Origin of the sequence: Nitrosomonas eutropha, assembly GCF_003201195.1 — a bacterium.
GTDB lineage: Bacteria > Pseudomonadota > Gammaproteobacteria > Burkholderiales > Nitrosomonadaceae > Nitrosomonas > Nitrosomonas eutropha.
The window spans coordinates 1-22,886 of record NZ_QICQ01000018.1; the positions used below are offsets into that span (position 1 = coordinate 1).

The window sequence follows — 22,886 nt, forward strand, 5'->3', positions numbered from 1 at the left end:
AAACGGTATTATTACGACTCACACGATCAGTTGAAGGCCCATCTCCATCGCTTTGTGATGGCTTATAACTTCGCCAAAAGACTAAAAGCTCTCAAAGGCCTAACACCCTATGAATACATCTGCAAAATCTGGAAAAATGAGCCAGATCGTTTTATCTTTGATCCATTCCAGCACACCGTGGGACTAAACACCAAGTACCTGTTCAACGTTCTCACTAACCCAGACAAGTCGCGGCAAATCCTCTGTAAAATGCAGGTTGTACAGAATCACCGGGCTAGCTGCCAGCAAATGGGAGAGGCGCAAATTTGCCCGTTTTGTATTGACTCGCTCACGCGTCAACTCGGCCAGCCACTGCGCCTTCTCTAATGTTGCAAGAATCCCGGAGAGATAGTTTTTATGCTTGATCAGATAACCTTCCACCTCCGGACACTGTGCCAGTGCAGTTGCCGCATCGGTGTCCTGGCCGGTCATCAGCACAACAGGAATGTCCAGTTTGCGCTCTTTGCGCAACAACCTGATAAATTCAAGACCATCCATCCCCGGCAAACAATAATCGACCAGCAGTACATCGAAATCAGCAGTTCGTTCCGGACCAGCGGGCAAGAGCGCCAGCGCATCCTGTACATTCGTCACCGTAGCCAACTTAATCCCGGCTGCCTCCTGCACTAATGCACGTTGTACGCTATCAACATCACTTTGACTGCATGAGATATAAAGAACACGCATTATTGTTGATTACTCAATTGAGCAAATTACCCTGGCAAATCGTCACTTGTTATGCCACATCCATAGAACTATCAAAATTGACCGGCTCGATAATATAAGAAATGGCTCTGGAATCACAGGCATATCAAATATTTCTGTCGCTTCACGGCAACAGGAATAACGCTTCGGCAAGTATGAACTTATCATGACAACCTGATAAAACGAGAACTTGCGATACTCCAGGATGTCTGAAAAATATATTTGTTAAAGCACACTAAAAATGAAAACAATTATTGCTGCATTAATTATCTTGATAATAACAATGGTTATAACTGTCTTTGCAATGGAGAAAATCGTGACACCCAGCTCTGTAAACTCAAATCAAACTACTGATTCAAAATCAAATTATATTGTTCTGGGCATGGGTTGTTTCTGGGGTGCCGAGAAGCGCATGGGAGAGCTGCCCGGGGTGGTTGATGTGGAAAGCGGCTATGCAGGTGGTGACCACGCCGGTGTAGGTTATGAGGATATTCTGAATTTTGAACGCGCGTTGCGTATCGGCAGAGCTGCCGGACGCAATCATGCCGAAGTAGTTAAAGTGACGTTTGCTCCTGAACAAGTATCATTGGAAAGCGTGCTGGCAAAATTCTGGGAAAGTCATAATCCCACTCAGGGTGATCGCCAAGGGAATGACATCGGCAGTAATTATCGTAGCGCTATCTACTATCACGATGAGGATCAAAAAACCCTCGCGCTGGCCACACGTGATACCTACCAGCAAGCGCTGACAGCAGCTGGATATGGCCAGATTACGACTGAAATCCTGCCTCTCAAAAACTACATCACCGCGGAAGAATACCATCAAAATTATTTGAAGAAAAATCCGGATGGCTACTGTGGCTTGGGCGGCATAGGTGTGAAATACCCTGCTGCAGATCATACAAAAGATACAACCACAACTTCAGCCGCCCCTTCCGTACAGCCGCTTGACAGCAAGGATTTAAACTTTGATCGGCAACTGGTGGTGTTTGAATCAGAAAACTGCGAATTTTGCGTACAATTCAAACAGGATATCCTCGACCACTGGCAGGCAGACGTTCCCATGATCGTGACAATGAATGCCAACCCGCCTACCGATTGGGTACTGGACAAACCCTTATTTGCGTCTCCCACAATGGTGTTGTTCAGCAAAGGCAAGGAGGTGGCGCGTTATACTGGTTACAACGGAGAAAAGGAAAAATTCTGGCAATGGCTCGGGTTTCAATTATTGACACCGGAACAACAGAAAATTGCTTTCGAGCAGGGGACCGAGCGCGCTTTCACCGGCTCCAATCTGGACGAGAAACGTCCGGGCAGGTTTGTTGACCCGATCACTGGTGTCACGCTGTTTCGTAGCCAGACCAAATTTAACAGCGGAACCGGCTGGCCCAGTTTCTTTGAACCGGCTGAAGGATCTGTCACCTATCACAAAGACAACTCCGGCTATATGCAGCGGATTGAAGTGCGCAGTGCCAGCTCTGGCATTCATCTCGGCCATGTATTCAATGACGGCCCTCCCCCCAGTCATAAACGCTACTGCATCAACGGCAATGTCCTGAAGTTTGTGCCGGATTAATCTGCGTAACTTGAAATCAGAAGGCTGAAGTGGGTTAATACCTGTTTAGAACTATTTTTCTCATGGCTGATCATGTCTACCACCACTGTTACCTACCTTGCTGATTACCGCGCACCTGAATTTCTAATTGAAAAAACCCATCTGACCTTCAAATTGCATGAAGGCTATACCGATGTCAATAGTCAGCTGACCATTGTCCGCAACCCGCACAGCACTCACGCCGATCACCTGGTTCTACACGGCGAGCAACTGGAATTACTTTCTCTGGCAGTTGATGAACACCCACTTGGTGCCGGGGATTATCAGATCACCCCGCAAAACATGACCGTTCACAACGTGCCTGAGCACTTTATCCTGCAGTGCAAAACACGTATCTATCCCGAGAAAAACACCGCATTGGAAGGGCTGTATCGCTCTAGCGGCATGTATTGCACACAATGCGAAGCCGAGGGTTTCCGCAAGATTACCTACTATCTGGATCGCCCGGATGTTATGAGCGAATTTGAAACAGTCATCATTGCTGAGGAAGGTGCTTTTTCGACTATGCTTTCCAACGGCAACTGCCTGTCTGATACAGTGTACGCTGGCAAGCGCATCGTACACTGGCACGATCCTTTCAAGAAACCCAGCTATCTGTTTGCGCTGGTTGCAGGTAATTTAGTCTGCCTGGAAGATCACTTTTCTACCCAGTCAGGCCGTCAGGTTTTGCTGCAAATCTATACTGAAGCAAAAGACAGCGATAAATGCCACTTTGCCATGCGGTCATTAAAAAAAGCCATGTGCTGGGATGAGCAAACCTATGGCCGGGAATATGATCTGGATCGTTTTATGATTGTCGCCGTAGATGATTTTAATATGGGGGCAATGGAAAATAAGGGGCTGAATATATTCAACACTTCCTGCGTATTGGCTCACCCGGCCAGCACCACCGATGCGGCGTTCCAGCGTGTGGAAAGAGTAATTGGTCACGAATATTTTCATAACTGGTCCGGCAACCGGATCACTTGCCGCGACTGGTTTCAGTTAAGCCTGAAAGAAGGCTTAACCGTTTATCGTGATTCTGAATTTTCAGCGGACACGAACAGCCGTGCAGTCAAGCGCATCGAAGATGCCAACGTGATACGCAGCGTGCAGTTTGTTGAAGATGCCGGCCCGATGGCACACCCGGTACGGCCGGATTCCTATATAGAAATATCCAATTTCTATACCGTAACAATTTATGAAAAAGGTGCTGAAGTAGTGCGCATGCTGGCCAATATTCTGGGGCCAGAACAGTATCGTCGTGCTACTGATTTGTATTTCAGCCGCTTCGATGGCCAGGCAGTCACCTGCGATGATTTTGTCCAGTGTATGGAAGCAGTATCCGGCAAGGATTTGCGCCAGTTTTGTCTGTGGTATTCACAAGCTGGCACCCCGCAACTGCATATCAGCGACAGCTACGATGCTGCTCGCCAGCAATACAGCCTGACCGTCCGCCAGCATACGCCCGCAACACCCGGACAAACAGAAAAGCAAGCGCTGCACATTCCCCTCAAAATCGCGCTTTATGGTAGCAAGGGTGTGCTTGCTTTGGTGATTGATGGACAGAACAAAGGCACAGAAACTGTACTGGATATTTGTCAGGATCAGCAAACCATCATCTTTGAGCAGGTGGCTGAGAATCCGGTACCATCTTTATTACGTGGCTTTTCAGCACCAGTGAAGATTTTCTATGCTTATCAGTTAGCACAATTGCAGCAATTGATTCTGCTGGATAGCGATGGCTTTTGTCGCTGGGATGCCATGCAAAGCCTGATGCGCATAGTGTTGTGCAACGCTATCGACGGCAAGGATAACCATGCAGAACAAATTATGCTGGTGGATACACTCAAACAATTGCTGGCTGACCATGCATCCATGGATGTGGCTTTATTGGCCTGCATGCTGGACTTACCCAGCGAACAGTATCTGGCCAGCCTGTACGATAAAGCCAACCCGACAGCGATCAGCCAGGCCAGAACGCAATTACAGCAACAGCTTGCCATACAGTTACAGCCAGAACTGCTGGGTTGTTATCAGACTTTGCAGGACAAGATACAAGGATTATCCGCACCAGCGATGGCAGCACGCAGTTTACGTAACCGTGCACTGGCTTATTTGCTGCATATTAATGATGCGCGCTACCGCAATCTAGCGCAGCTGCAATTTGCCCAGGCAAACAACATGACCGATCAATTTGCTGCCTTGCGAGCACTGGTGCATACTGAACATGCAGGATCAACCGCACAGGAAGCGCTGCAGGCTTTTTACCAGCAATGGCAGCACGAAACACTGGTCGTCAATATGTGGTTCCAGGTACAGGTCACACGGCCTTGGGGTAATGTATTGCAGGCAGTACACAAGCTCTTAAACCACGCAGCGTTTGATGCCCGCAACCCGAATAAATTGCGTGCCGTGATCGCTGCTTTTACCAATCAAAACTTTGCCAGTTTTCATGATCGCTCCGGTAAAGCCTACCAATTCCTGGCTGACCAGATCGCCGACATTGATCAACGCAACCCGCAAATGGCTGCTCGCTTGTTGACACCATTAACACATTGGCATCAGTTTATTGACGAGCACGCCATATTAATGCGAAAAGCACTGGAATCATTGTCGCAATGTGAATTAAGCAAGGATGTTTACGAGGTGGTGAGCAAGAGCCTGATGAACTAAAGGGTATTTTTGCGTGTCTTCAGTACATGTCAACGTCTCTCTCATCAGAGTTGGAACATCCGTAAAACAACTTGGAACAGGTTCTTATCCGATGAGTCACCTGAATTTAGCTATAACCAGGCCTGATTTCATCAGAAAAACCGAGAAATGTCTGTCTATCAAGCTCTCCCTCCAGATCAAACTTAAAGTTTTGAATCAATATACCACGCGCTGCAGCATTATAAGTAACGCGCGTAGCCCAGATCCGAGGTCCAACTGTGTAACACTGCTTCTACCGCTTTAGGCCCGTGATTGGTACCCAATAATGCCGATGGTTCACCACCATCCCAATAGAAAAGCTGGGTACAGGGAGTATCTTCTCGCCCGGCTCCCCAGAAACCTTAAATCGCTGTCCGTGAACGCCTCCGCCGAGCCGGGTACTATACTGGTTGCACGAAATCAGCAGGAGGTCGGTTCTGGATTTTTTAATGGTGCCAGTAATGCTACCAGCCGCGTAACATCTATGCCGTTCAAAGATTGCCTGACTTTGGTAGCAGACATTGCTTGATCTCTCTTTCTTCATAAGCTTCCCCTGTTAGGGTTCGCAACTTGCTCATTACTGGATTGCTTCAATCCCATGGATTTTCACAATGACAGAGTAAGTAGATCACCCCAACCTTGCCATTTCATTCTTCCCGGTATATTATTGGCCAGAAAGAGAACGAATGGTCTACTTATAGCAATAGCTCATATCAGGAGGTTAACAATGAGTGCCCCGGATACTAAAAATATTGTCAATGGAATCAATATTGAACAATCTTTTGTCATACAAAAACAAATCAGTGAAGATCGCAGCGGTGATATGGCCAAACCCAAATACCAGGCAACGGTTGTCTGGGATAGCGGCTACCATACCACTGCAAATGTTACCGATGGCCAGACGATTATCGGCGATGAACCTCCGCGTTACGGTGGCAAAGGCACGGGCATCTCTCCGCAGGATATGTTGCTGACTGCTGTCGGTCACTGCCTGGCTGCCTCTTATATCGGTGGATTATCTGCTGCCCGTATCAACGTGGAATCATTGCGATTACATGTTTCGGGGCGCGTCAATTTCGGCGTGGCTTATGCAGTTGAGGCAGGCAACCCGGGATTTGAGGACATCAACGTAGTCGTGGAAATTCAAACCGATACACCACAAGAAAAAGTACTCGCACTACTAGAGAAGCTGAAACAAACTGCGCCGATACCCGATACCATCATGCGCCCGGTACCGGTCAATATCGAAATTCATCACCAGCCGAAGTAAAGCATGCCACGAATCATGTATCTACGAGGCAGTTCTGATTGAAACCGAAAGGAGAGAACAGATGAATACCAGTGATATCCATGATGTAGCCATAGTAGGCGCCGGTCCGGCCGGTCTGTCAGCCGCACATGAACTGACCAAAGCAGGCTTCACCCCGCTGGTGCTGGAACGCACGCCTGCTGTCGGCGATGTCTGGCGGAATCATTACGACGGGCTACGCCTGAATACGGGCCGTTTCTGTTCTGCATTGCCGGGTAACAAATTTCCCCTGTCAGCCGGTGGCTGGCCTTCACGTGATGAAGTGGTAGCACTGCTTGAGAACATGCCTGAACGTGGTGGTTTTACGGTACAGACCAGCATCGAGATTGAAAAAATCCGCTACGGCCATGAACGCGATATCTGGCAGATTACCAGTATCGATAACCAGCAATTTGAATCCCGCGCCGTAGTTATTGCAACAGGTACCAATCGCATTCCGGTTATTCCTGAATGGGAAGGCAAGAATACTTTTGCCGGAAAAATCATTCATTCCTCGCAATTCAAAAATGCACAGGAATATGCAGACAAGCATGTGCTGGTGGTTGGTAGCGGCAATTCATCCGCCGAAATTGCCAGTCGGCTGGCCGAATACGCCAGTTCAGTCATTATGTCCGTCAGAACACCGCCACAACTTCTGCCCAAGAGTATTTTGGGTATTCCTTTTGTCGGGCTTGGAATAGTGTTAAGGCAACTGCCGAATTCACTGGCGGATAGCGTGCTGAGTTTCTTGCGGCGCACCATGATTGGTGATCTGTCCGCATACGGGCTTCCCTCTCCCACCATGTCAACGTTAAAGCAGTACGCCATCAATAATGTCGTACCAATTCTTTATCGGCCTTTCGTGGACGATATCCGTGCCGGTCGTATCAAAATTGTCGGGCCGATTCAGAAAATATCGGGTGGAACAGTAGAAGTTCTAAGCGCCATTCCAGCAGCACAAAATACCAATCCGGGTACTACGACTCTGCAGCCGGATATCATCGTTGCAGGGACCGGATTCCGCACCGGCTTCCCTGAGCTCATTCAAATACCTGGCATTACTGATGAAAAAGGCCGAGCCAAAATTGCAGGTGATCAGGAGTTTCCGGATGCACCACGCCTGTATTTTATCGGGCAGGTCAATCCACTCAGCGGCCAGTTAAATGAAATCCGGCTGGAGGCCGACAAAATTGCCCGAAAACTCAGTCAACAACTCGGTACAAGGCAGGAAAATTAACAGGAATTTTTCCGCCTTTCCCTGCTACCTGATAAAGCACTGGTTAATCTAAAAACAATGCCCAAAAAAATCTCTGTCGAGGAAAGAATCCTGCAGACAGCACGACGTCTGTTCTGCCAGGTGGGTATTCACGCAACGGGGATTGCCAGGATTATCGAAGAATCCGGTGTATCCCGGCGTAGCCTCTATACCCACTATGGATCGAAGGAGAATCTGCTCAAGGCCGTATTTGAGGCGGAGGCCAGTATATGGTTCCACTGGTTCGACTGCGATCTCCCGCAAATGACCTGTCCACCAGATGAGCGCGTTCTGGCCTTGTTCGATTTAATGCAGGACTGGTTCGATAGTGAAATTTTTTACGGCTGTGTATTTATCAACGCCGTCGCCGAGCATGAAAAATGTAACAACTGGATACAGGAAATCGCCAACGATCACAGAGAAAAAATTACTGCCAGACTCGTAGCAATAGTGGTAGAAAGCGGTGCACGTGATCCTGAAATGGTCACGGAAAAGCTGAATTTGTTGATCGACGGGACAATTGTAGCGGCCATGGTTACCGGTAATGGCGAGATTGCACATGTCGGCAAGCTGGCCGCTGCCGATATTTTACGCAGCTCCAAATAAATTCATGTTTTTTTGATTTCTTAGCAACCACGTAAATCCGAGGATAAGGAGGGAAAGAATGATCACAATCTGGGAAAACTTATCTATCAACATTAAACGCCTCTTCATTGCTCCTGTCGTGGTGACAAGTGTTGTACTGATCGGCATGCAGCTTCATATCAATACGCGGGGAAGCGGCGGAAACCTACCCGGAAGGCTTATCAATTAATTCCTGCTGAAAGCTATCTATCAGGCATCATTTCGCAGGAAGCGCGTATTCAGGAGCCTGGAAAATTATCCTGCGACTCTCTGGGCCAGCTTGATATTTTCCCGGACTGATAACTGTCGTTATGAGATATCCGGAATTCCACGCCAGAAAAAAACTGGTAGCATAAGTCATTCATCCTGGCTGATAAAGAACCAGCACAGACCTCAGCGGCCGATAAAAATCGGTTCGACAGATTTCCTTCATTACGATTAATACATGAACAGATTGCTTCACATTACGGTTTTCTTATTACTGATCATGACAGGTATTGGATACGTCCATGCCAGCGAGCTGGATGAAGAACTCCAGGCGATTCAAGCAAAACTCAGCGTATCGGGCAATGGTGAGGAAACGCCACAAAAGAAGCGGTTGCACGAAATTTATAATAACCATCAACAGGTATTGCTTGATCATCAGGAATATCTGAAAAAGACTGCCAATTATTCCCGGCAACTGGAACAGTATCCAAAACAGCTGGAGAATCTAAAAAAGAGCCAGGTACCGCCAGGAATCGCTATCACCACGCCGGACAAGCTGGCCAAATTGCCGCCGGAAGAACTAGAGCAACGCCATATTGCAGCACAGGCTGACTTATCCGATCTGCAAAACCAGCAACAGAAGCTGATGGCTGAGATCTCCAAACTGCGACAACGTGCAGTCACCATACGGGAAGAGCTGGCATCCATCAACACTTTACGGGCAGAACTGACAGAAGATTCTTCTGAAACCCACAAAACAACAGACAAAAAGATACTTACTGCGCTGGAAAACTATCGTGAAGCACAATTACAGGCGCTGACTGACAAAACGCGCATGCTGGAATTGGAAGCGCTGGTATTGCCCAATGCCATAGAAATCACCACGCTTCAGGAAAAACTCTCCCTGCAGCCCAAAATTCAGGCGTTAGAGCAGAAAACCGAGTTACTCGCTGAAGAAATCAATCGGAAAAAGCGTGCTGAAACTGAACAAGTGGTCGAAAAATCCCAGCAATTGCTGGTCGAAAAAACGTGGCAGTATCCGGGACTAGAGAAATATGCCTTGGATAATCAGTCACTGGCCAAAAAGCTCAGCAGCTACGCCGAACTTTCAACCCGGTTGATCAACCAGAAAACTGGTAGTGAAAAGCGTCTTACTCTCATCACACGAAGTTATGCGGCACTACAACAACGGCTCGAACTCAAGGTGGAGGATACTGCTCTGGGAACGGAAGTCAGAAAGCAATTCAAGGAAATCATGGTCGAGCCGGCTATCACACAAACCGAAAAAGACTTGAACAGTGCCAGGTTGGAGCTATTCCAGCTCGAGCAGGAAAAATTGCAAATGCTGAACGAGCATGGCTATTTCAAGCAGATTATGAACGGGGAAGAAATACCGGCAGACAACACCCCTGCTTACCAGCAGCTCACTGATGCGTTTCATGAACTGAAACAATCCCGCGAGCAGATAATCGACCAGTTTTCCCAGGTACTGCACGGTTATATCAAGGAACTGCAACTCCTTCTTACCATTCAACAACAGCTTATCGAGAAAATTGGTCAGCACAAGCTGTTACTGAAAGAGAACCTGCTGGTGACACGCAGCGCAGAACCCATTTCTCTAGATGTCGTACAGGATATTCAGGATGCCATCACTTGGTTAACCTCAAGTAAAACACAGGCAGCAACCGAGAAAGTAATCAATGCAACATGGAAAAATATCCTGATCGTTTATGCGATATTTGCGCTGATAATTACCATCTTCCGGTACACATACTGGCCTGTTTACCTTTCCTGGGCGCGTATCGGAAACAGTTTGCGGGGAAAGGTCAATCAAGACAGGCTGTTATATCCCGTAGGGATGCTATTGGCTACACTGCTGATATCAGGGTTGGTTTACCTCCCTTTCCAGTTGTCATCGGTGATTCTGCATCATGGTACCAATACAGAAATCGGCCATGCATTCTCGGTAAGCCTGCATGTAGCAGCAATTGCCGCTTTTATCTGGACGTTCATATTGTTGCTGTTTCACCCGGAAGGCCTACTGATCGGTCAATTCAGATGTTCCGAAAAATTAGCCGATAAAATACACCGGGATACCAGACGCTTTGCACCTGTCATAGCGTTATTGTGCATCATCATCGCCTTCACCGACGCGCTAGACGATGATCTCGTCCGCAATGGCTTTGGCCGGCTGACTTTCATCCTGCTGTGTCTGGTACTCGCAGTGTTCGCTTCGGGATGGATAGCCGTCACACGTTCCGGCAAGGCGCTTTATCAGGGTGAATCATTCTATCTGATGCTCAACCCCAGATTCTGGATGACGCTCCTGTTCGTGTTACAAATCGGCATGATCATCATGGCAGCCATTGGTTACTATTTTGCTGCCATTTATCAATACCTGCTCATATTCCAGTCGATCAGCTGGATCATATTCTGCGCGTTGACCTTTTTTGTAAGTTTTCGCAGCCTGTTAATCATCCAGCGCAGAATCGCATTCGAACGTGCAATCGAGAAACGGGAGGAGATACAGGCCCAACGTTCAGCATCAGGCAAAAGTGAAGCGGATATACTCGATGACAACTACATTGATGTCAAAACGATCAGCAAGCAGTCCGCCACTGTGCTGAAAATCAGCATTTGGGCATTGCTGATTACCGGACTTGGCTTTATCTGGATCGATGTACTGCCCGCACTCAGTTTTTTGGAGAAGATCACGATCTGGCGTACATCGGTGGAAATCGATAGTGAAGTTATTCTACAACCCATTACATTAAAAACATTACTGGCTGCAATCGTTATTCTGAGCCTTGTCATGATTGCTGCGCATAACCTGCCCGGCACACTTGAACTGTTGGTGTTGCGACATTTATCGCTCGACCGTGGTACGGGATATGCCATGACCACCTTGCTCCGATACACAATCGTGATCATTGGGTTGATGGTAACTCTTCAGAAACTGGGGATGCAGTGGTCAAACATTCAGTGGCTGGTCGCTGCACTGAGCGTCGGATTGGGCTTCGGCCTGCAGGAAGTATTTGCCAATTTTGTTTCCGGTCTGATTCTGTTGTTTGAACGCCCCATCAGAATCGGAGATGTGATTACATTAAACAATATCAGCGGTACTGTCAGCAAGATTCACATTCGTGCAACAACCTTGATCGACGGTGATCGCAAAGAAGTCATCGTGCCCAACAAGATATTCATCACGCAACAGTTCACTAACTGGACGTTGAGTGATCCGACTACGCGCATAATAATTCCGGTAGGGATTGCCTACCGCTCGGATTGTGATAAGGCGCGTGCACTGTTACTGAAAATTGCACATGATCATCCGTTGGTATTACGCGATCCAGAACCGGCCGCATTACTCTTGGGATTTGGTGCTAGTTCTCTGAACTTTGAATTGTGGGTATTTGCCGGACAATTGTCAGACAGAATGAAATTGATGCATGAGCTGCATGTGTTAATCAACCAACATTTCTCAGAAGAAGGAATCGAAATTGCATTCCCGCAGATGGATGTACATTTGCAACCAGAAAGCACAGAAAAGGCAGCCATCGATCAAGCGAAAAAGACAGAATAGCTACTGGATTTTCAGAGACGCCCTTCAGGTAACTTGGTAATCAGCGGCAGATTAAGGTTTACGGAAATATCCACCGCTGATTATCGTTAAGTTGGCTTCACTCAGTGAAGAACTCGCGTGCTTTCTCCATCCAGGATTTTGCACGTGGATGATGCAATGAGCCATCTTTCTGGCTGATAGACTCGAATTCTTCGAGCAATTCCTTCTGGCGCGGAGTCAGATTAACTGGTGTTTCCACTGCAACATGGCACAGCAGATCGCCTGTTGACTGATTACGTACACCGGTAATTCCCTTGCTGCGCAAACGGAAAATCTTACCGGTCTGGGTTCCAGTTGGTACCTTGATGCGAGCATGACCATCAAGCGTGGGCACTTCGATTTCCCCCCCCAATGCCGCCACGGTAAAACTGATTGGTATCTCGCAATGCAAGTGGTTTCCCTCTCTCTGAAAAACAGGGTGGCTGGCCAGATGAATGACCACATACAGATCACCTGCCAACCCGCCGCTTGCACCAGCCTCTCCTTCCCCAGTCAAGCGTATACTGTCGCCCTCATCTACACCAGCCGGAATTCTGACAGACAGGGTTTTATGACGCTTGACTCGCCCTGCTCCCTGGCAATCCGTGCAAGGATCGGAAACAATCTTGCCGCTGCCATGACAATGTGAGCAGGTTTGCTGAATCGAAAAAAAACCCTGTTGCATACGAACCTGGCCATGTCCGTTACAAGTTGGGCAGGTTTTGGGAGATGTCCCCGGTTTTGCACCGCTGCCATGGCAGGTATCACAGGCTTCCTGCCTGGGAATACGTATTTTGGTTTCTGTACCACGCGCCGCCTGTTCCAGTGTAATCTCCAGGTTATAGCGCAGATCAGCGCCACGATGGACACTAGAGCGTCCACCTCCGCGCATGCCAAACAGATCACTGAAAATATCACTGAAAGCGTCACTGAATCCCTGCGCTCCCGCTCCGCCCACTCCGCCATTCAGGCCGGCATGACCAAACTGATCGTAAGCAGCACGTTTGTTGGAATCAGACAGCACCTCATAGGCTTCCTTGATTTCCTTGAATCGTTCTTCCGCCTTCGCATCACCCGCATTCCGGTCAGGATGGTATTTCATTGCCAGCTTCCGATATACCTTCTTCAGCTCGCTCTCATCCGCATCCCGGCCGACACCGAGTACTTCATAATAATCACGTTGACTCATAAAAAATTCCTGCTGGTAGAAATCATCCAGACATCGTTGTGCCGATTACTCCAGCAATTTGATAAAAGGTCCATTGTAATAAGGGATATAAAACGCAGAGGTCAGAGAAAATAGTCATTTCCTCTTTTCTCTGCGTATATTTTCAGTACGAGTTACTGCTATGTGAACTTTGCATCAGCCCTGCGGAAAATCATTTTTTATCCTTGACTTCCTCGAACTCAGCATCAACAACCTCGCCTTCAACCGGCTTTTCTCCGGATTGACCAGCAGAGGCTGATCCGGCACCCGGACCTGCCTGCTGACCGGCTTGTGCCTGTTCCTGGGCATACATTTTTTCGGCCAGCTTGTGTGAGGCTTCGGTCAATACCTGTGTTTTCGCATCAATTGCCTCTTTGTCCCCAGACTTGAGCGCTTCCTCGGCATCTTTCAAGGCTGCCTCAATTTTGGATTTTTCATCCGCCTCCAGCTTGTCGCCATATTCAGTCAATGATTTTTTAACTGAATGAATCATGGCGTCACACTGATTACGGCTGTTAACCAGCTCCAACGCCTTCTTGTCCTCTTCCGCATGTGTCTCGGCGTCTTTTACCATTTTCTGGATTTCATCCTCGGATAACCCGGAGCTTGCCTGGATCTTGATCTTGTTCTCTTTGCCAGTTGCCTTATCTTTGGCCGAGACATGCAAGATTCCATTGGCATCAATATCAAAAGTCACCTCAATCTGCGGCATTCCGCGCTGTGCCGGCGGAATATCAGTCAGGTTAAACTGACCCAGACTTTTATTGCCAGATGCCATTTCCCGTTCACCCTGAAGCACATGGATGGTAACCGCTGTCTGGCTATCCTCCGCTGTTGAAAATATTTGCTGGGCCTTGGTCGGAATAGTGGTGTTTTTCTGGATCAGCTTGGTCATGACACCACCCAGTGTCTCGATTCCTAATGATAGCGGCGTAACATCCAACAGCAGCACATCCTTGACGTCTCCCTGCAATACTCCGCCTTGAATCGCGGCGCCAATTGCAACCGCCTCGTCAGGATTGACGTCCTTACGCGGCTCTTTTCCAAAAATTTCCTTAACCTTATCCTGAACTTTCGGCATGCGAGTCTGACCGCCAACCAGAATCACGTCATCAATGTCAGACACAGACAACCCCGCATCTTTAAGCGCAGTCCGGCAAGGACCTGCGGTGCGTTCGATCAGCTCTTCAACCAGACTTTCCAGTTTGGCTCGTGTAATCTTGACTGCCAGATGTTTGGGACCCGAAGCATCTGCTGTAATGTATGGCAGATTTACTTCCGTCTGCTGACTGGAAGACAACTCGATCTTAGCTTTTTCTGCCGCATCCTTGAGCCGCTGCAGTGCCAGCATGTCTTTTTTCAGATCAATTCCACTCTCTTTCCTGAACTCTTCTACCAGATAACTGATCACACTGGAGTCAAAGTCCTCTCCTCCCAAAAAAGTATCGCCATTGGTCGCCAGTACTTCAAACTGATGTTCACCTTCTATTTCTGCGATTTCAATGATTGAAATATCAAACGTACCCCCTCCCAGATCATATACCGCAATTTTGCGATCACCTTCCTTCTTGTCCATCCCGAATGCAAGCGCTGCTGCAGTTGGCTCATTAATGATTCGCTTGACTTCCAGTCCCGCAATACGCCCTGCATCCTTGGTGGCCTGCCGCTGAGAATCATTGAAATATGCCGGAACAGTGATAACCGCCTCCGTAACCGATTCACCCAGATAATCCTCGGCTGTTTTTTTCATCTTCATCAACACTTGTGCAGAAACCTCTGGTGGAGCAATTTTCCTGCCGCGCACTTCTATCCACGCATCGTTGTTATCAGCGCGCACAATCTTGTATGGTGTAACACTGATATCCTTTTGCACTACTTCTTCATCGAACTTGCGGCCAATCAGTCGCTTGATGGCAAACAGAGTATTTTCCGGATTAGTAACCGCCTGACGTTTGGCCGATGCGCCCACCAGAACTTCATTGTCTTCTGCATAAGCCACAATCGACGGAGTCGTTCTTGTACCTTCAGCATTCTCGATGACCTTAGGTTTGTTGTTTTCCATGACGGCAACGCATGAGTTGGTCGTTCCAAGATCAATGCCAATTATTTTTGCCATAGTATGTCCTTTAAAAGTTGAAATTTATCCTACCAACATGAAATAAGGGTCTTCCTGAAAATCTCAAGTGCTCTTTGCCTTGGAAACAGCAACCATGGCAGGCCGGATTACCCGCTCATGTAATACATACCCCTTTTGCATGACTTGTGTAACTGTGTTGGGAGGTATATCCGATTCCACTGTGCACATGGCTTCATGCTGGTGTGGGTCGAACTTTTCTCCTTGTGGATTGATGGTATGAATGTTGAATTTTTCAAAGACTGCTGCAAGCTGCTTGCGCGTAAGCTCCACACCATCTTTCAAACTCTCAATGGTGGAATTTTCCACAGCCAGCGCAGCATCCAGACTATCCATCACGGCCAGCAACTGGGTGGCAAAATTATCAATAGCATACTTATGTGCATTGGCAATATCTGTTTGCGCGCGTTTGCGGATATTCTCGGTTTCTGCCTTGGCACGCAACCAGGCATCATGATGCTCGGCTGCTCTTATCTCTGCTTCTTTCAGCTGTTGCTCAAGATCTGGAATAACAACACCCTCCTCGGCTCTTTCTGTATTTTCCGTTGATGCACCGGAATGCTGTTTTTCCAGAGTATCCTCCATTTCCGACAGTTTCTGTTCTTCGATAGGTTCCTGGTTATGTGGCTCTTGCATAGATTCCTCCTATAACGGTGCCGGTGATATTGGGGTCAATATTTCCCTTTTCAACCCCAAATCACAAAAAAATCATTGGAGCTGTACTCGGTTTCAATGGGTAAAGATTGGCGGCGGGGAAGATCAGCTTCCTGGGATCAGTTGCTAATATTTTTTGCCAGGTGCGCTGCCAGACCAATGTAACTTGCAGGAGTAAGCTGCAGTAGGCGTTCTCTTTCAGCCACGGGAATATCAAGTTGTTCGATAAACTGTTGAAGTGTGCTGCGGTCGATTCCCGTTTTCCCGCGCGTTAAAGCCTTGAGCTGTTCATACGGGTTGACTATTCCATAACGACGCATCACGGTTTGAATCGGTTCGGCCAGAACTTCCCAGGCATGCTGCAAATCCTCCGATAAACGCATTGGATCTGCTTGCAGCTTTCCAAGCCCCTTAAGACATGAGTCATAGGCCAGTAACGTATGACCAAGCGCCACCCCCATATTGCGCAGCACGGTCGAGTCGGTAAGATCACGCTGCCAGCGTGAGATCGGTAATTTTTCACTCAAATGCCTGAGCAAGGCATTGGCGATACCCAGATTGCCTTCCGAATTTTCAAAATCAATTGGGTTGACCTTATGCGGCATGGTGGAAGAGCCAACCTCATCTGCTTTGGTTTTCTGCCGAAAGTAACCCAGTGAAACGTAGCCCCAGATGTCACGGTTCAGATCAAGCAGGATCGTATTGATGCGAGCGTAGGCATCGAACAGCTCGGCCATGGTGTCATGCGGTTCGATTTGGATCGTATAGGGATTAAAGGTGATGCCGAGCTTCTCGACAAAGGAACGAGCAAACGTTTCCCAGTCGAATTCTGGAAGGGCAATCATGTGGGCATTGTAATTACCCACCGCTCCATTGATTTTACCGGAAATGGTGATAGCGGCAAGACACTCACGCCCCTGACGCAACCGGTAGACAAAATTGGCCATTTCCTTACCCATGGTAGTCGGCGTGGCTGCCTGTCCATGCGTACGGGCAAGCATGGGAACATCAGCCAATTCCCTGGCAAGCGTTGTGAGTTGTTTAATGATGTCATCAAGCGCGGGGAGCATGACCTGATCCCGACTATGTTTGAGCATCAGACCGTGTGACAGGTTGTTGATATCTTCTGAAGTGCAGGCAAAATGAATAAACTCGGAGAGCGCCACAATTTCCTGATCTCCAGCCAGTTTTTCCTTCAGCCAGTACTCTACCGCCTTTACATCATGATTGGTGCGCGCTTCGATAGCTTTGACAGCTTCTGCATCGGCAATGGAAAAATTCTCCGAAAGCTGATTCAACTGTGCAATTACGCTAGCTGACAGCGATGAAACACCGGTCAAGACCGGGATATTCGCTACTGCTTTAAACCACTCAATTTCCACATGAATCCGGTGGCGGATTAATGCATATTCGCTGAAGAAGGGACGCAAGGCTGCCACCTTCTGCTGGTATCGGCCATCTAATGGAGAAAGTGAGAGAAGTGTCGGGATATCCATCAATTAATACTTAAATGATTGTTTGAATTCGGTCATTCACGGTGCGGGAGCGCGCATTTTATCACAGCTCGCCATCATCTCTCCGGCTGGGATAAAATGACATAATCAATATTCCAAAAACAAAAAGGACAATGAAATGCAGCTTATTGGATCACTGACCAGCCCGTATGTACGCAAGGTACGCATCATGCTTGTTGAAAAAAGCATCGACTATGAATTTACCAATGATCCTCCGTTCAGCCCTGACACCAAGGTTGCCCAGGTTAATCCGCTGGGTAAGGTACCGGCTCTGATTATGGATGACGGCTTTATCCTGTTTGATTCACGTGTGATTGTTGAATATCTGGATGACCAGGACAGCGCCAGTTCCACCCGGCTGATTCCGGCTTCCGGACCTGAACGACTGCGCGTCAAGCGCTGGGAAGTGCTTGCTGACGGGATCATCGACGCCTGCGTGGCAATTTATCTTGAACGGAAACGCCCTGAATCACAGCAAAGCCAGGAATGGATAGAACGTCAGCAAAAGAAAATTGACCAGGGGCTGCAGGCAGCTTCATCGGATCTGGGTGATCAAGCATGGTGCGAAGGAGCATCCATGACCTTGGCTGACATCGCACTCGGCTGTGCATTCGGTTATCTGGATGCTCGTTTCGCCGAGATCAAATGGCGTGATACTTACCCCAATCTCGTTCGGTTGGCTAATAAACTGGCAGAACGTCAATCATTTAAAACAACCGTTGCTCCGAATTAATCAACCGAATCACCAAAAACAGAGCCAGGAAACAGCGTGGCTTTAGGAACATCAGCCAGAATAGGCTGAGCGCCCGGAGAAAATCAGCTTTTGGATGAATTATGCGGATCGACCGCAGTCAGCAGACCACGCAAAAGATTCACCTCTTCCTTTTCCAGCCGGGTACGTGCAAACAAACGACGTATCCGGCGCATGAGGTGTTTGGGTTGGTCAGGATCCATAAATCCACTGTGGATCATGACCCGTTCCAGGTGATAGTGTAATCCTTCAATTTCATGCAGGCTGGCGGCATCCGGCAATCGGGATGCAAAATAATGCGCAGCAGCATCTTCTTCAAGTACCATGCGCAGCTCATAAGCCATAACTTGTACCGCAGCTGCCAGGTTAAGCGAAGAACAATCAGGGTTAGCCGGAATCTGCACCGTTACCTGGCAATGACTGATTTCCGCTGCGGTCAATCCGGCACTTTCCCGGCCAAACAGCAACGCTACCGGATGATGCTGTGCATGCCGGATCAGCTCAATGGCTGCCTGCCTGGCATTACAGGTCGGGTGCGGCAAATCACGCCGGCGAGCAGTCAGGGCAGCAGCCAGAAAAGTATCCCCCAGCGCCTCCTCCAGGTTACTGCAGACGTGCGCCGTTTCAAGTATGTCGCGTGCATTGGAGGCGCGGGCATCCGCCTCACTATCCGGAAAGGATTTCGGGTTGATCAGGTAAAGCTTGTTCAGCCCCATGGTTTTCATGGCACGGGCCGTTGCACCGATATTGCCCGGATGGCTGGTATGGCTCAACACAATCCGGACATTATCGAGCGGCGAGGCAGGATTCATATTAGAATAGCGGTTTTCCAGTCATTTGTTTCTAAAGTAAATTTTTTACCATGCATCCCACGCTTACCATCGCAGTTAAGGCAGCTCGCCGGGCCGGCAACATCATCAATCGTGCCTCAATGGATTTGGATCGGCTGACTGTTTCGCGCAAAGCTCACAGCGATTTTGTCAGCGAAGTGGACAAAGCTGCTGAAGATGCCATTATCAAAATATTGCTGGATGCATACCCTGATCATTCGATTCTAGCAGAAGAAAGCGGTGCCAGCGGGAATGCAAACAAATCGGAATATCAGTGGATAATTGATCCATTGGACGGCACCACCAATTTCCTGCACGGATTTCCAAAATACTGCGTCTCGATCGCGTTGTTACACCGTGGAATTTTGTCACAAGCTGTCATCTACGATCCGGTAAGCGATGAATTATTTACTGCCACGCGCGGCAGCGGTGCCTTTCTCAATGATCATCGTATTCGTGTTGGCAAACGAGCGCAGTTAGGCGAATGCCTGATCGGCACTGGATTCCCGTTTAGAGATTTCACACATATGGATGCCTATCTGGCCATGTTCAGAGACATGATTCCCAAAACAGCCGGCATTCGCCGCCCGGGCTCTGCGGCACTGGATCTCGCTTACGTTGCCGCCGGACGTTACGATGGCTTCTGGGAAACCGGGTTGGCGCCGTGGGACATTGCAGCCGGATGTCTGCTTATTCTCGAAGCAGGAGGTATGGTTGGTGATTTGGAAGGGAACGGACATTACATGCAAAGTGGGCAGATCGTTGCAGGCAATCCCAAAATCTTCTCCCAGCTTCTGCAAATTATCACCCCCCATCTGACCGAACAGCTTCTTGCCGAGAACCGCGAGTTGCCCAAGTAATTTGAGTTAATCACAGGAGAACCTGATGGAGAACCGAGCACACGCATTTGCTGCCGGTCTGTTCGTACTCCTCCTGGGAGTAGCGGCGGTCATGGCGGTCAAATGGCTTAGTCGTGACAATATTAATCACAATCATTATTTTCTGATTTCTGCTGGTGGCTCTGTATCCGGATTGAATCCGGAAGCATCCGTTCGTTACCGTGGAGTAAATATTGGGAAAGTCGAAGAAATTTACTTTGATAAGGAAAATATACGCAACATCATCGTCCGTATCGCTGTCAGCAGTCACGTTACGCTTCCCAAAAATATCTACGCACAGCTGGCCAGCCAGGGTATCACCGGATTGACTTACGTCGAACTGAATGATGATGTCTCTGAAGCAGGAGCCGGTTATCTGGAAAACGAGGCACATATTTTCCTGAGATCTTCACTTATCAAAACCCTTTCCGACTCTCTGGAAGAAATCCTCAAGAATTCAAACACAGTAATTAAGCAGATAAACAATCTGCTTAATAAAAAAAATCAGGCGCATATTGGCAAGATTTTAAGCCACTTGGAACAGACAGTTCAGCATTATGACAAATTGACAGAAGAGCTCCAGAATGGTTTGCAAGCTTTGCCGCAGTTGACTGGCGAATTCACGTCGACATTCAGGCAAACTCGTCAGGTCATGGAAAATACCAGCCAGGTACTACAAAAACTGAATCAGCAGCAAGGATTAATAGACAACCTGACCCAAGGATCGCTGGAGATGGCTCACACCCTGGATAGCCTGAATGAAACTGGCCAGGCTGTCACGCAAAGTACGCGCAAACTGAATCAATTACTAAATTTGCTGGAAGCACATCCACAAAGCCTGGTATTTGGCAAACCACCCGCCTTGCCTGGCCCTGGCGAACCAGGATTCACGCCACCACAGCCGATAAAATGATGACGAAAGTTTCTATTGCCCTTCTGGCTATTTTGTTGACAGGGTGTACCTTGACACCCAAAGCACCATCCTCCGTCTCAGTTTACGATCTTGGCCCGCCATCTGCTATCACACTCGGATCTTCCCTGTCCTCTCAAGCGACTATTCAGATTATAGATATCGCCGCACCCGTCTGGCTGGATACTCAATCAATCCATTACCGGCTTGCCTACCATGATCCTGCCCGCATCTATACCTATGCTGACAGTCGCTGGAATGCACCACCAGCAGAACTGTTGACCGAGCGCTTCAGGCAGTATTTTGCGACTGGAAACATTGATAGACACCATAAAGACGATACGCCTGTAAACTATCTGTTAAAAATTGATCTGGGTGAGTTCACCCAGATTTTTAATACACCGGGTAATAGCCAGGTTGTTGTTCAACTACGTGCTTCTCTGTATGAACCAACCTCACGCTTGCCAATTGCACACCAGCACTTTCTGGGAAGGCAAGAAACTCAAACAGCGGATGCAGCGGGTGCAGTTACAGCCTTTATTCAGGTAAGTGACAACTTGTTGAATGAGCTGGTACAGTGGTTATCCGACATTCGTCAATAATGAATACAGTATCTTTGGCTAATCAATGATGCGCATACTTGGTCTGATTCTTTTATTACAGTTGCTCCTGTCTGCCTGTGGCTATAAAAGTTCACTTTATCTCCCACAGGATCAACCCGTTAAAAACAATAAGCAGGAAAAGTCATGAGCCATTTCAGCTCATTTAATTATCGAAACCACCAGCTTTTTGCAGAAGAAATTCCACTGACAGCAATTGCAGCTGAGTTTGGCACCCCTTGCTATGTTTACTCAAGTGCGGCAATCCGCACGGCTTACCAAAGCTTTGATCGCGCCTTCGGTCAGAGAAACCATCTGATCTGCTACGCAGTAAAAGCCAATTCAAATCTTGCTGTATTGAACCTGCTTGCCCGCTTGGGCAGCGGCTTTGATATCGTCTCTGGCGGGGAATTGCAGCGAGTATTGAAAGCAGGAGGCGATCTGCAAAAAACGGTTTTCTCTGGAGTAGGCAAAACATTTGAGGAAATTCGTATAGCACTGGCGGCCAATATTTTCTGTTTCAATGTTGAATCAGAAATGGAACTGATCGCATTGAATGAAATTGCCGGACAAATGGGAAAGATCGCGCCAGTCAGTCTGCGCGTCAACCCGGATGTGGATGCCAACACTCACCCTTACATTTCCACAGGAATGAAGGAAAACAAGTTTGGTATCCCGGCTGCAGAGGCTGAACGGATATACGCAATAGCGCAACAGCTCCCCTACATCCGTGTCTCAGGGCTAGATTGTCATATTGGCTCGCAATTGACTGAAATTGCGCCATTCATTGAAGCAGCCCATAAAATGCTGGATTTGCTGGCACGATTACAAGCAACAGGTATTTCCATTGAGCACCTGGATCTTGGTGGAGGACTAGGAGTTCGTTATGATCTGGAAATCCCTCCCACGATAGAGGAGTATGTCAAGGCATTATGCGCGGCTACAGAAAATTATCCGCAGCAATTGCTTATCGAGCCCGGACGTTCAATGGTAGGGAACGCCGGACTACTGCTGACCCGAGTGCATTATCTCAAACACGCACCACACCGCAATTTCGCAATTGTTGATGCTGCAATGAACGACATGTTGAGGCCAGCTCTGTATCAGGCCTATCATTCAATATTACCAATCGCCAAGCGTACAGGAGAGACAAAAATTTACCAGATCGTCGGACCTGTTTGCGAGACAGGCGATTTTCTCGGCCATGACCGTAACCTGACTCTGGAAAGTAATGATTTATTGGCCGTTATGTCTGCAGGCGCGTATGGTATGAGTATGAGCTCAAATTACAATACCCGCCCACGTGCAGTTGAAGTCATGGTGGACGGCAGCTCAGTACATCTCATTCGTGCACGTGAAACAATAGAAGATCTATATGCTCTGGAAAAGATACCAACCTGAA

General features: G+C 48.1%; 19 protein-coding genes and 1 pseudogene. 14 read left to right on the forward strand and 6 right to left on the reverse strand.

Features of this window, described 5'->3' with window-relative positions; genetic code table 11:
- A pseudogene (locus tag C8R14_RS14070) lies at nt 1-189 on the forward strand (IS481 family transposase); the annotation flags it as partial.
- Here the strand turns inward: C8R14_RS14070 and C8R14_RS07695 are convergent.
- Entirely contained in the window at nt 184-726 is a 543-nt protein-coding gene (locus C8R14_RS07695) for a response regulator (RefSeq protein WP_011633540.1), read from the reverse strand. The pseudogene C8R14_RS14070 and the gene C8R14_RS07695 overlap by 6 nt on opposite strands.
- Nucleotides 727-1,060: 334 nt before the next feature.
- On the opposite strand from C8R14_RS07695, the gene msrA reads away from it, so the two are divergent.
- From msrA to C8R14_RS07725, 7 genes are all read left to right on the forward strand, one after another.
- Nucleotides 1,061-2,320 (forward strand): peptide-methionine (S)-S-oxide reductase MsrA, encoded by a 1,260-nt coding sequence (gene msrA, locus C8R14_RS07700; protein ID WP_011633539.1) that lies wholly within the window; start codon nt 1,061-1,063, stop codon nt 2,318-2,320.
- A gap of 72 nt (nt 2,321-2,392) precedes the next feature.
- Nucleotides 2,393-5,014 carry an aminopeptidase N gene (gene pepN, locus C8R14_RS07705; RefSeq protein WP_011633538.1) on the forward strand — a complete coding sequence of 874 codons (2,622 nt, stop codon included), beginning with the start codon at nt 2,393-2,395 and terminating at the stop codon, nt 5,012-5,014.
- Between the two features lie 745 nt (nt 5,015-5,759).
- Entirely contained in the window at nt 5,760-6,302 is a 543-nt protein-coding gene (locus C8R14_RS07710; RefSeq protein ID WP_011633537.1) for an OsmC family protein, read from the forward strand.
- 61 nt (nt 6,303-6,363) lie between these two features.
- Nucleotides 6,364-7,557 carry a flavin-containing monooxygenase gene (locus tag C8R14_RS07715; protein WP_011633536.1) on the forward strand — a complete coding sequence of 398 codons (1,194 nt, stop codon included), beginning with the start codon at nt 6,364-6,366 and terminating at the stop codon, nt 7,555-7,557.
- A gap of 57 nt (nt 7,558-7,614) precedes the next feature.
- Complete coding sequence (locus C8R14_RS07720; RefSeq protein ID WP_011633535.1) at nt 7,615-8,181, forward strand: TetR/AcrR family transcriptional regulator; 567 nt, start codon at nt 7,615-7,617, stop codon at nt 8,179-8,181.
- Nucleotides 8,182-8,239: 58 nt separating this feature from the next.
- Nucleotides 8,240-8,389: a hypothetical protein gene (locus C8R14_RS13525; RefSeq protein WP_166484987.1), complete on the forward strand. Its 150-nt coding sequence runs from the start codon at nt 8,240-8,242 to the stop codon at nt 8,387-8,389.
- 255 nt (nt 8,390-8,644) lie between these two features.
- Nucleotides 8,645-11,989, forward strand: a complete 3,345-nt coding sequence (locus tag C8R14_RS07725) for a mechanosensitive ion channel domain-containing protein (protein ID WP_011633534.1) — start codon at nt 8,645-8,647, stop codon at nt 11,987-11,989.
- A 97-nt stretch (nt 11,990-12,086) separates the two neighbouring features.
- Here the strand turns inward: C8R14_RS07725 and dnaJ are convergent, their stop codons facing one another.
- The 4 genes from dnaJ to purB form a co-directional block, all read right to left on the reverse strand.
- A complete protein-coding gene (gene dnaJ, locus C8R14_RS07730; RefSeq protein WP_011633533.1) occupies nt 12,087-13,196 on the reverse strand; it encodes a molecular chaperone DnaJ in 1,110 nt (369 codons plus the stop codon).
- 190 nt (nt 13,197-13,386) lie between these two features.
- Nucleotides 13,387-15,330: a molecular chaperone DnaK gene (gene dnaK, locus C8R14_RS07735; protein WP_011633532.1), complete on the reverse strand. Its 1,944-nt coding sequence runs from the start codon at nt 15,328-15,330 to the stop codon at nt 13,387-13,389.
- A 63-nt stretch (nt 15,331-15,393) separates the two neighbouring features.
- Nucleotides 15,394-15,984: a nucleotide exchange factor GrpE gene (grpE, locus tag C8R14_RS07740; protein ID WP_011633531.1), complete on the reverse strand. Its 591-nt coding sequence runs from the start codon at nt 15,982-15,984 to the stop codon at nt 15,394-15,396.
- A gap of 137 nt (nt 15,985-16,121) precedes the next feature.
- A complete protein-coding gene (gene purB / locus C8R14_RS07745) occupies nt 16,122-17,498 on the reverse strand; it encodes an adenylosuccinate lyase (RefSeq protein ID WP_011633530.1) in 1,377 nt (458 codons plus the stop codon).
- Nucleotides 17,499-17,634: 136 nt separating this feature from the next.
- Here purB and C8R14_RS07750 point away from each other — a divergent pair, with 136 nt between their 5' ends.
- Entirely contained in the window at nt 17,635-18,249 is a 615-nt protein-coding gene (locus C8R14_RS07750; protein WP_011633529.1) for a glutathione S-transferase, read from the forward strand.
- Between the two features lie 83 nt (nt 18,250-18,332).
- On the opposite strand, the gene C8R14_RS07755 is transcribed toward C8R14_RS07750, so the two are convergent.
- On the reverse strand, nt 18,333-19,079 hold the full coding sequence (locus tag C8R14_RS07755) for an RNA methyltransferase (protein ID WP_011633528.1): 747 nt from the start codon (nt 19,077-19,079) through the stop codon (nt 18,333-18,335).
- A gap of 50 nt (nt 19,080-19,129) precedes the next feature.
- Here C8R14_RS07755 and C8R14_RS07760 point away from each other — a divergent pair, with 50 nt between their 5' ends.
- From C8R14_RS07760 to lysA, 5 genes are read left to right on the forward strand one after another with little or no spacing between them, the layout of a single operon-like run.
- On the forward strand, nt 19,130-19,957 hold the full coding sequence (locus C8R14_RS07760) for an inositol monophosphatase family protein (RefSeq protein WP_011633527.1): 828 nt from the start codon (nt 19,130-19,132) through the stop codon (nt 19,955-19,957).
- A gap of 25 nt (nt 19,958-19,982) precedes the next feature.
- On the forward strand, nt 19,983-20,888 hold the full coding sequence (locus C8R14_RS07765) for an MlaD family protein (protein WP_011633526.1): 906 nt from the start codon (nt 19,983-19,985) through the stop codon (nt 20,886-20,888).
- Nucleotides 20,885-21,487: an ABC-type transport auxiliary lipoprotein family protein gene (locus tag C8R14_RS07770; RefSeq protein WP_011633525.1), complete on the forward strand. Its 603-nt coding sequence runs from the start codon at nt 20,885-20,887 to the stop codon at nt 21,485-21,487. Before C8R14_RS07765 ends, C8R14_RS07770 begins: the two co-directional genes overlap by 4 nt.
- A 28-nt stretch (nt 21,488-21,515) precedes the next feature.
- Nucleotides 21,516-21,635, forward strand: a complete 120-nt coding sequence (gene lptM, locus C8R14_RS13745; RefSeq protein ID WP_219907249.1) for an LPS translocon maturation chaperone LptM — start codon at nt 21,516-21,518, stop codon at nt 21,633-21,635.
- Nucleotides 21,632-22,885 carry a diaminopimelate decarboxylase gene (gene lysA, locus C8R14_RS07775; protein ID WP_011633524.1) on the forward strand — a complete coding sequence of 418 codons (1,254 nt, stop codon included), beginning with the start codon at nt 21,632-21,634 and terminating at the stop codon, nt 22,883-22,885. The genes lptM and lysA overlap by 4 nt, the downstream gene beginning before the upstream one ends.
- The last annotated feature ends 1 nt before the right edge of the window (nt 22,886 follow it).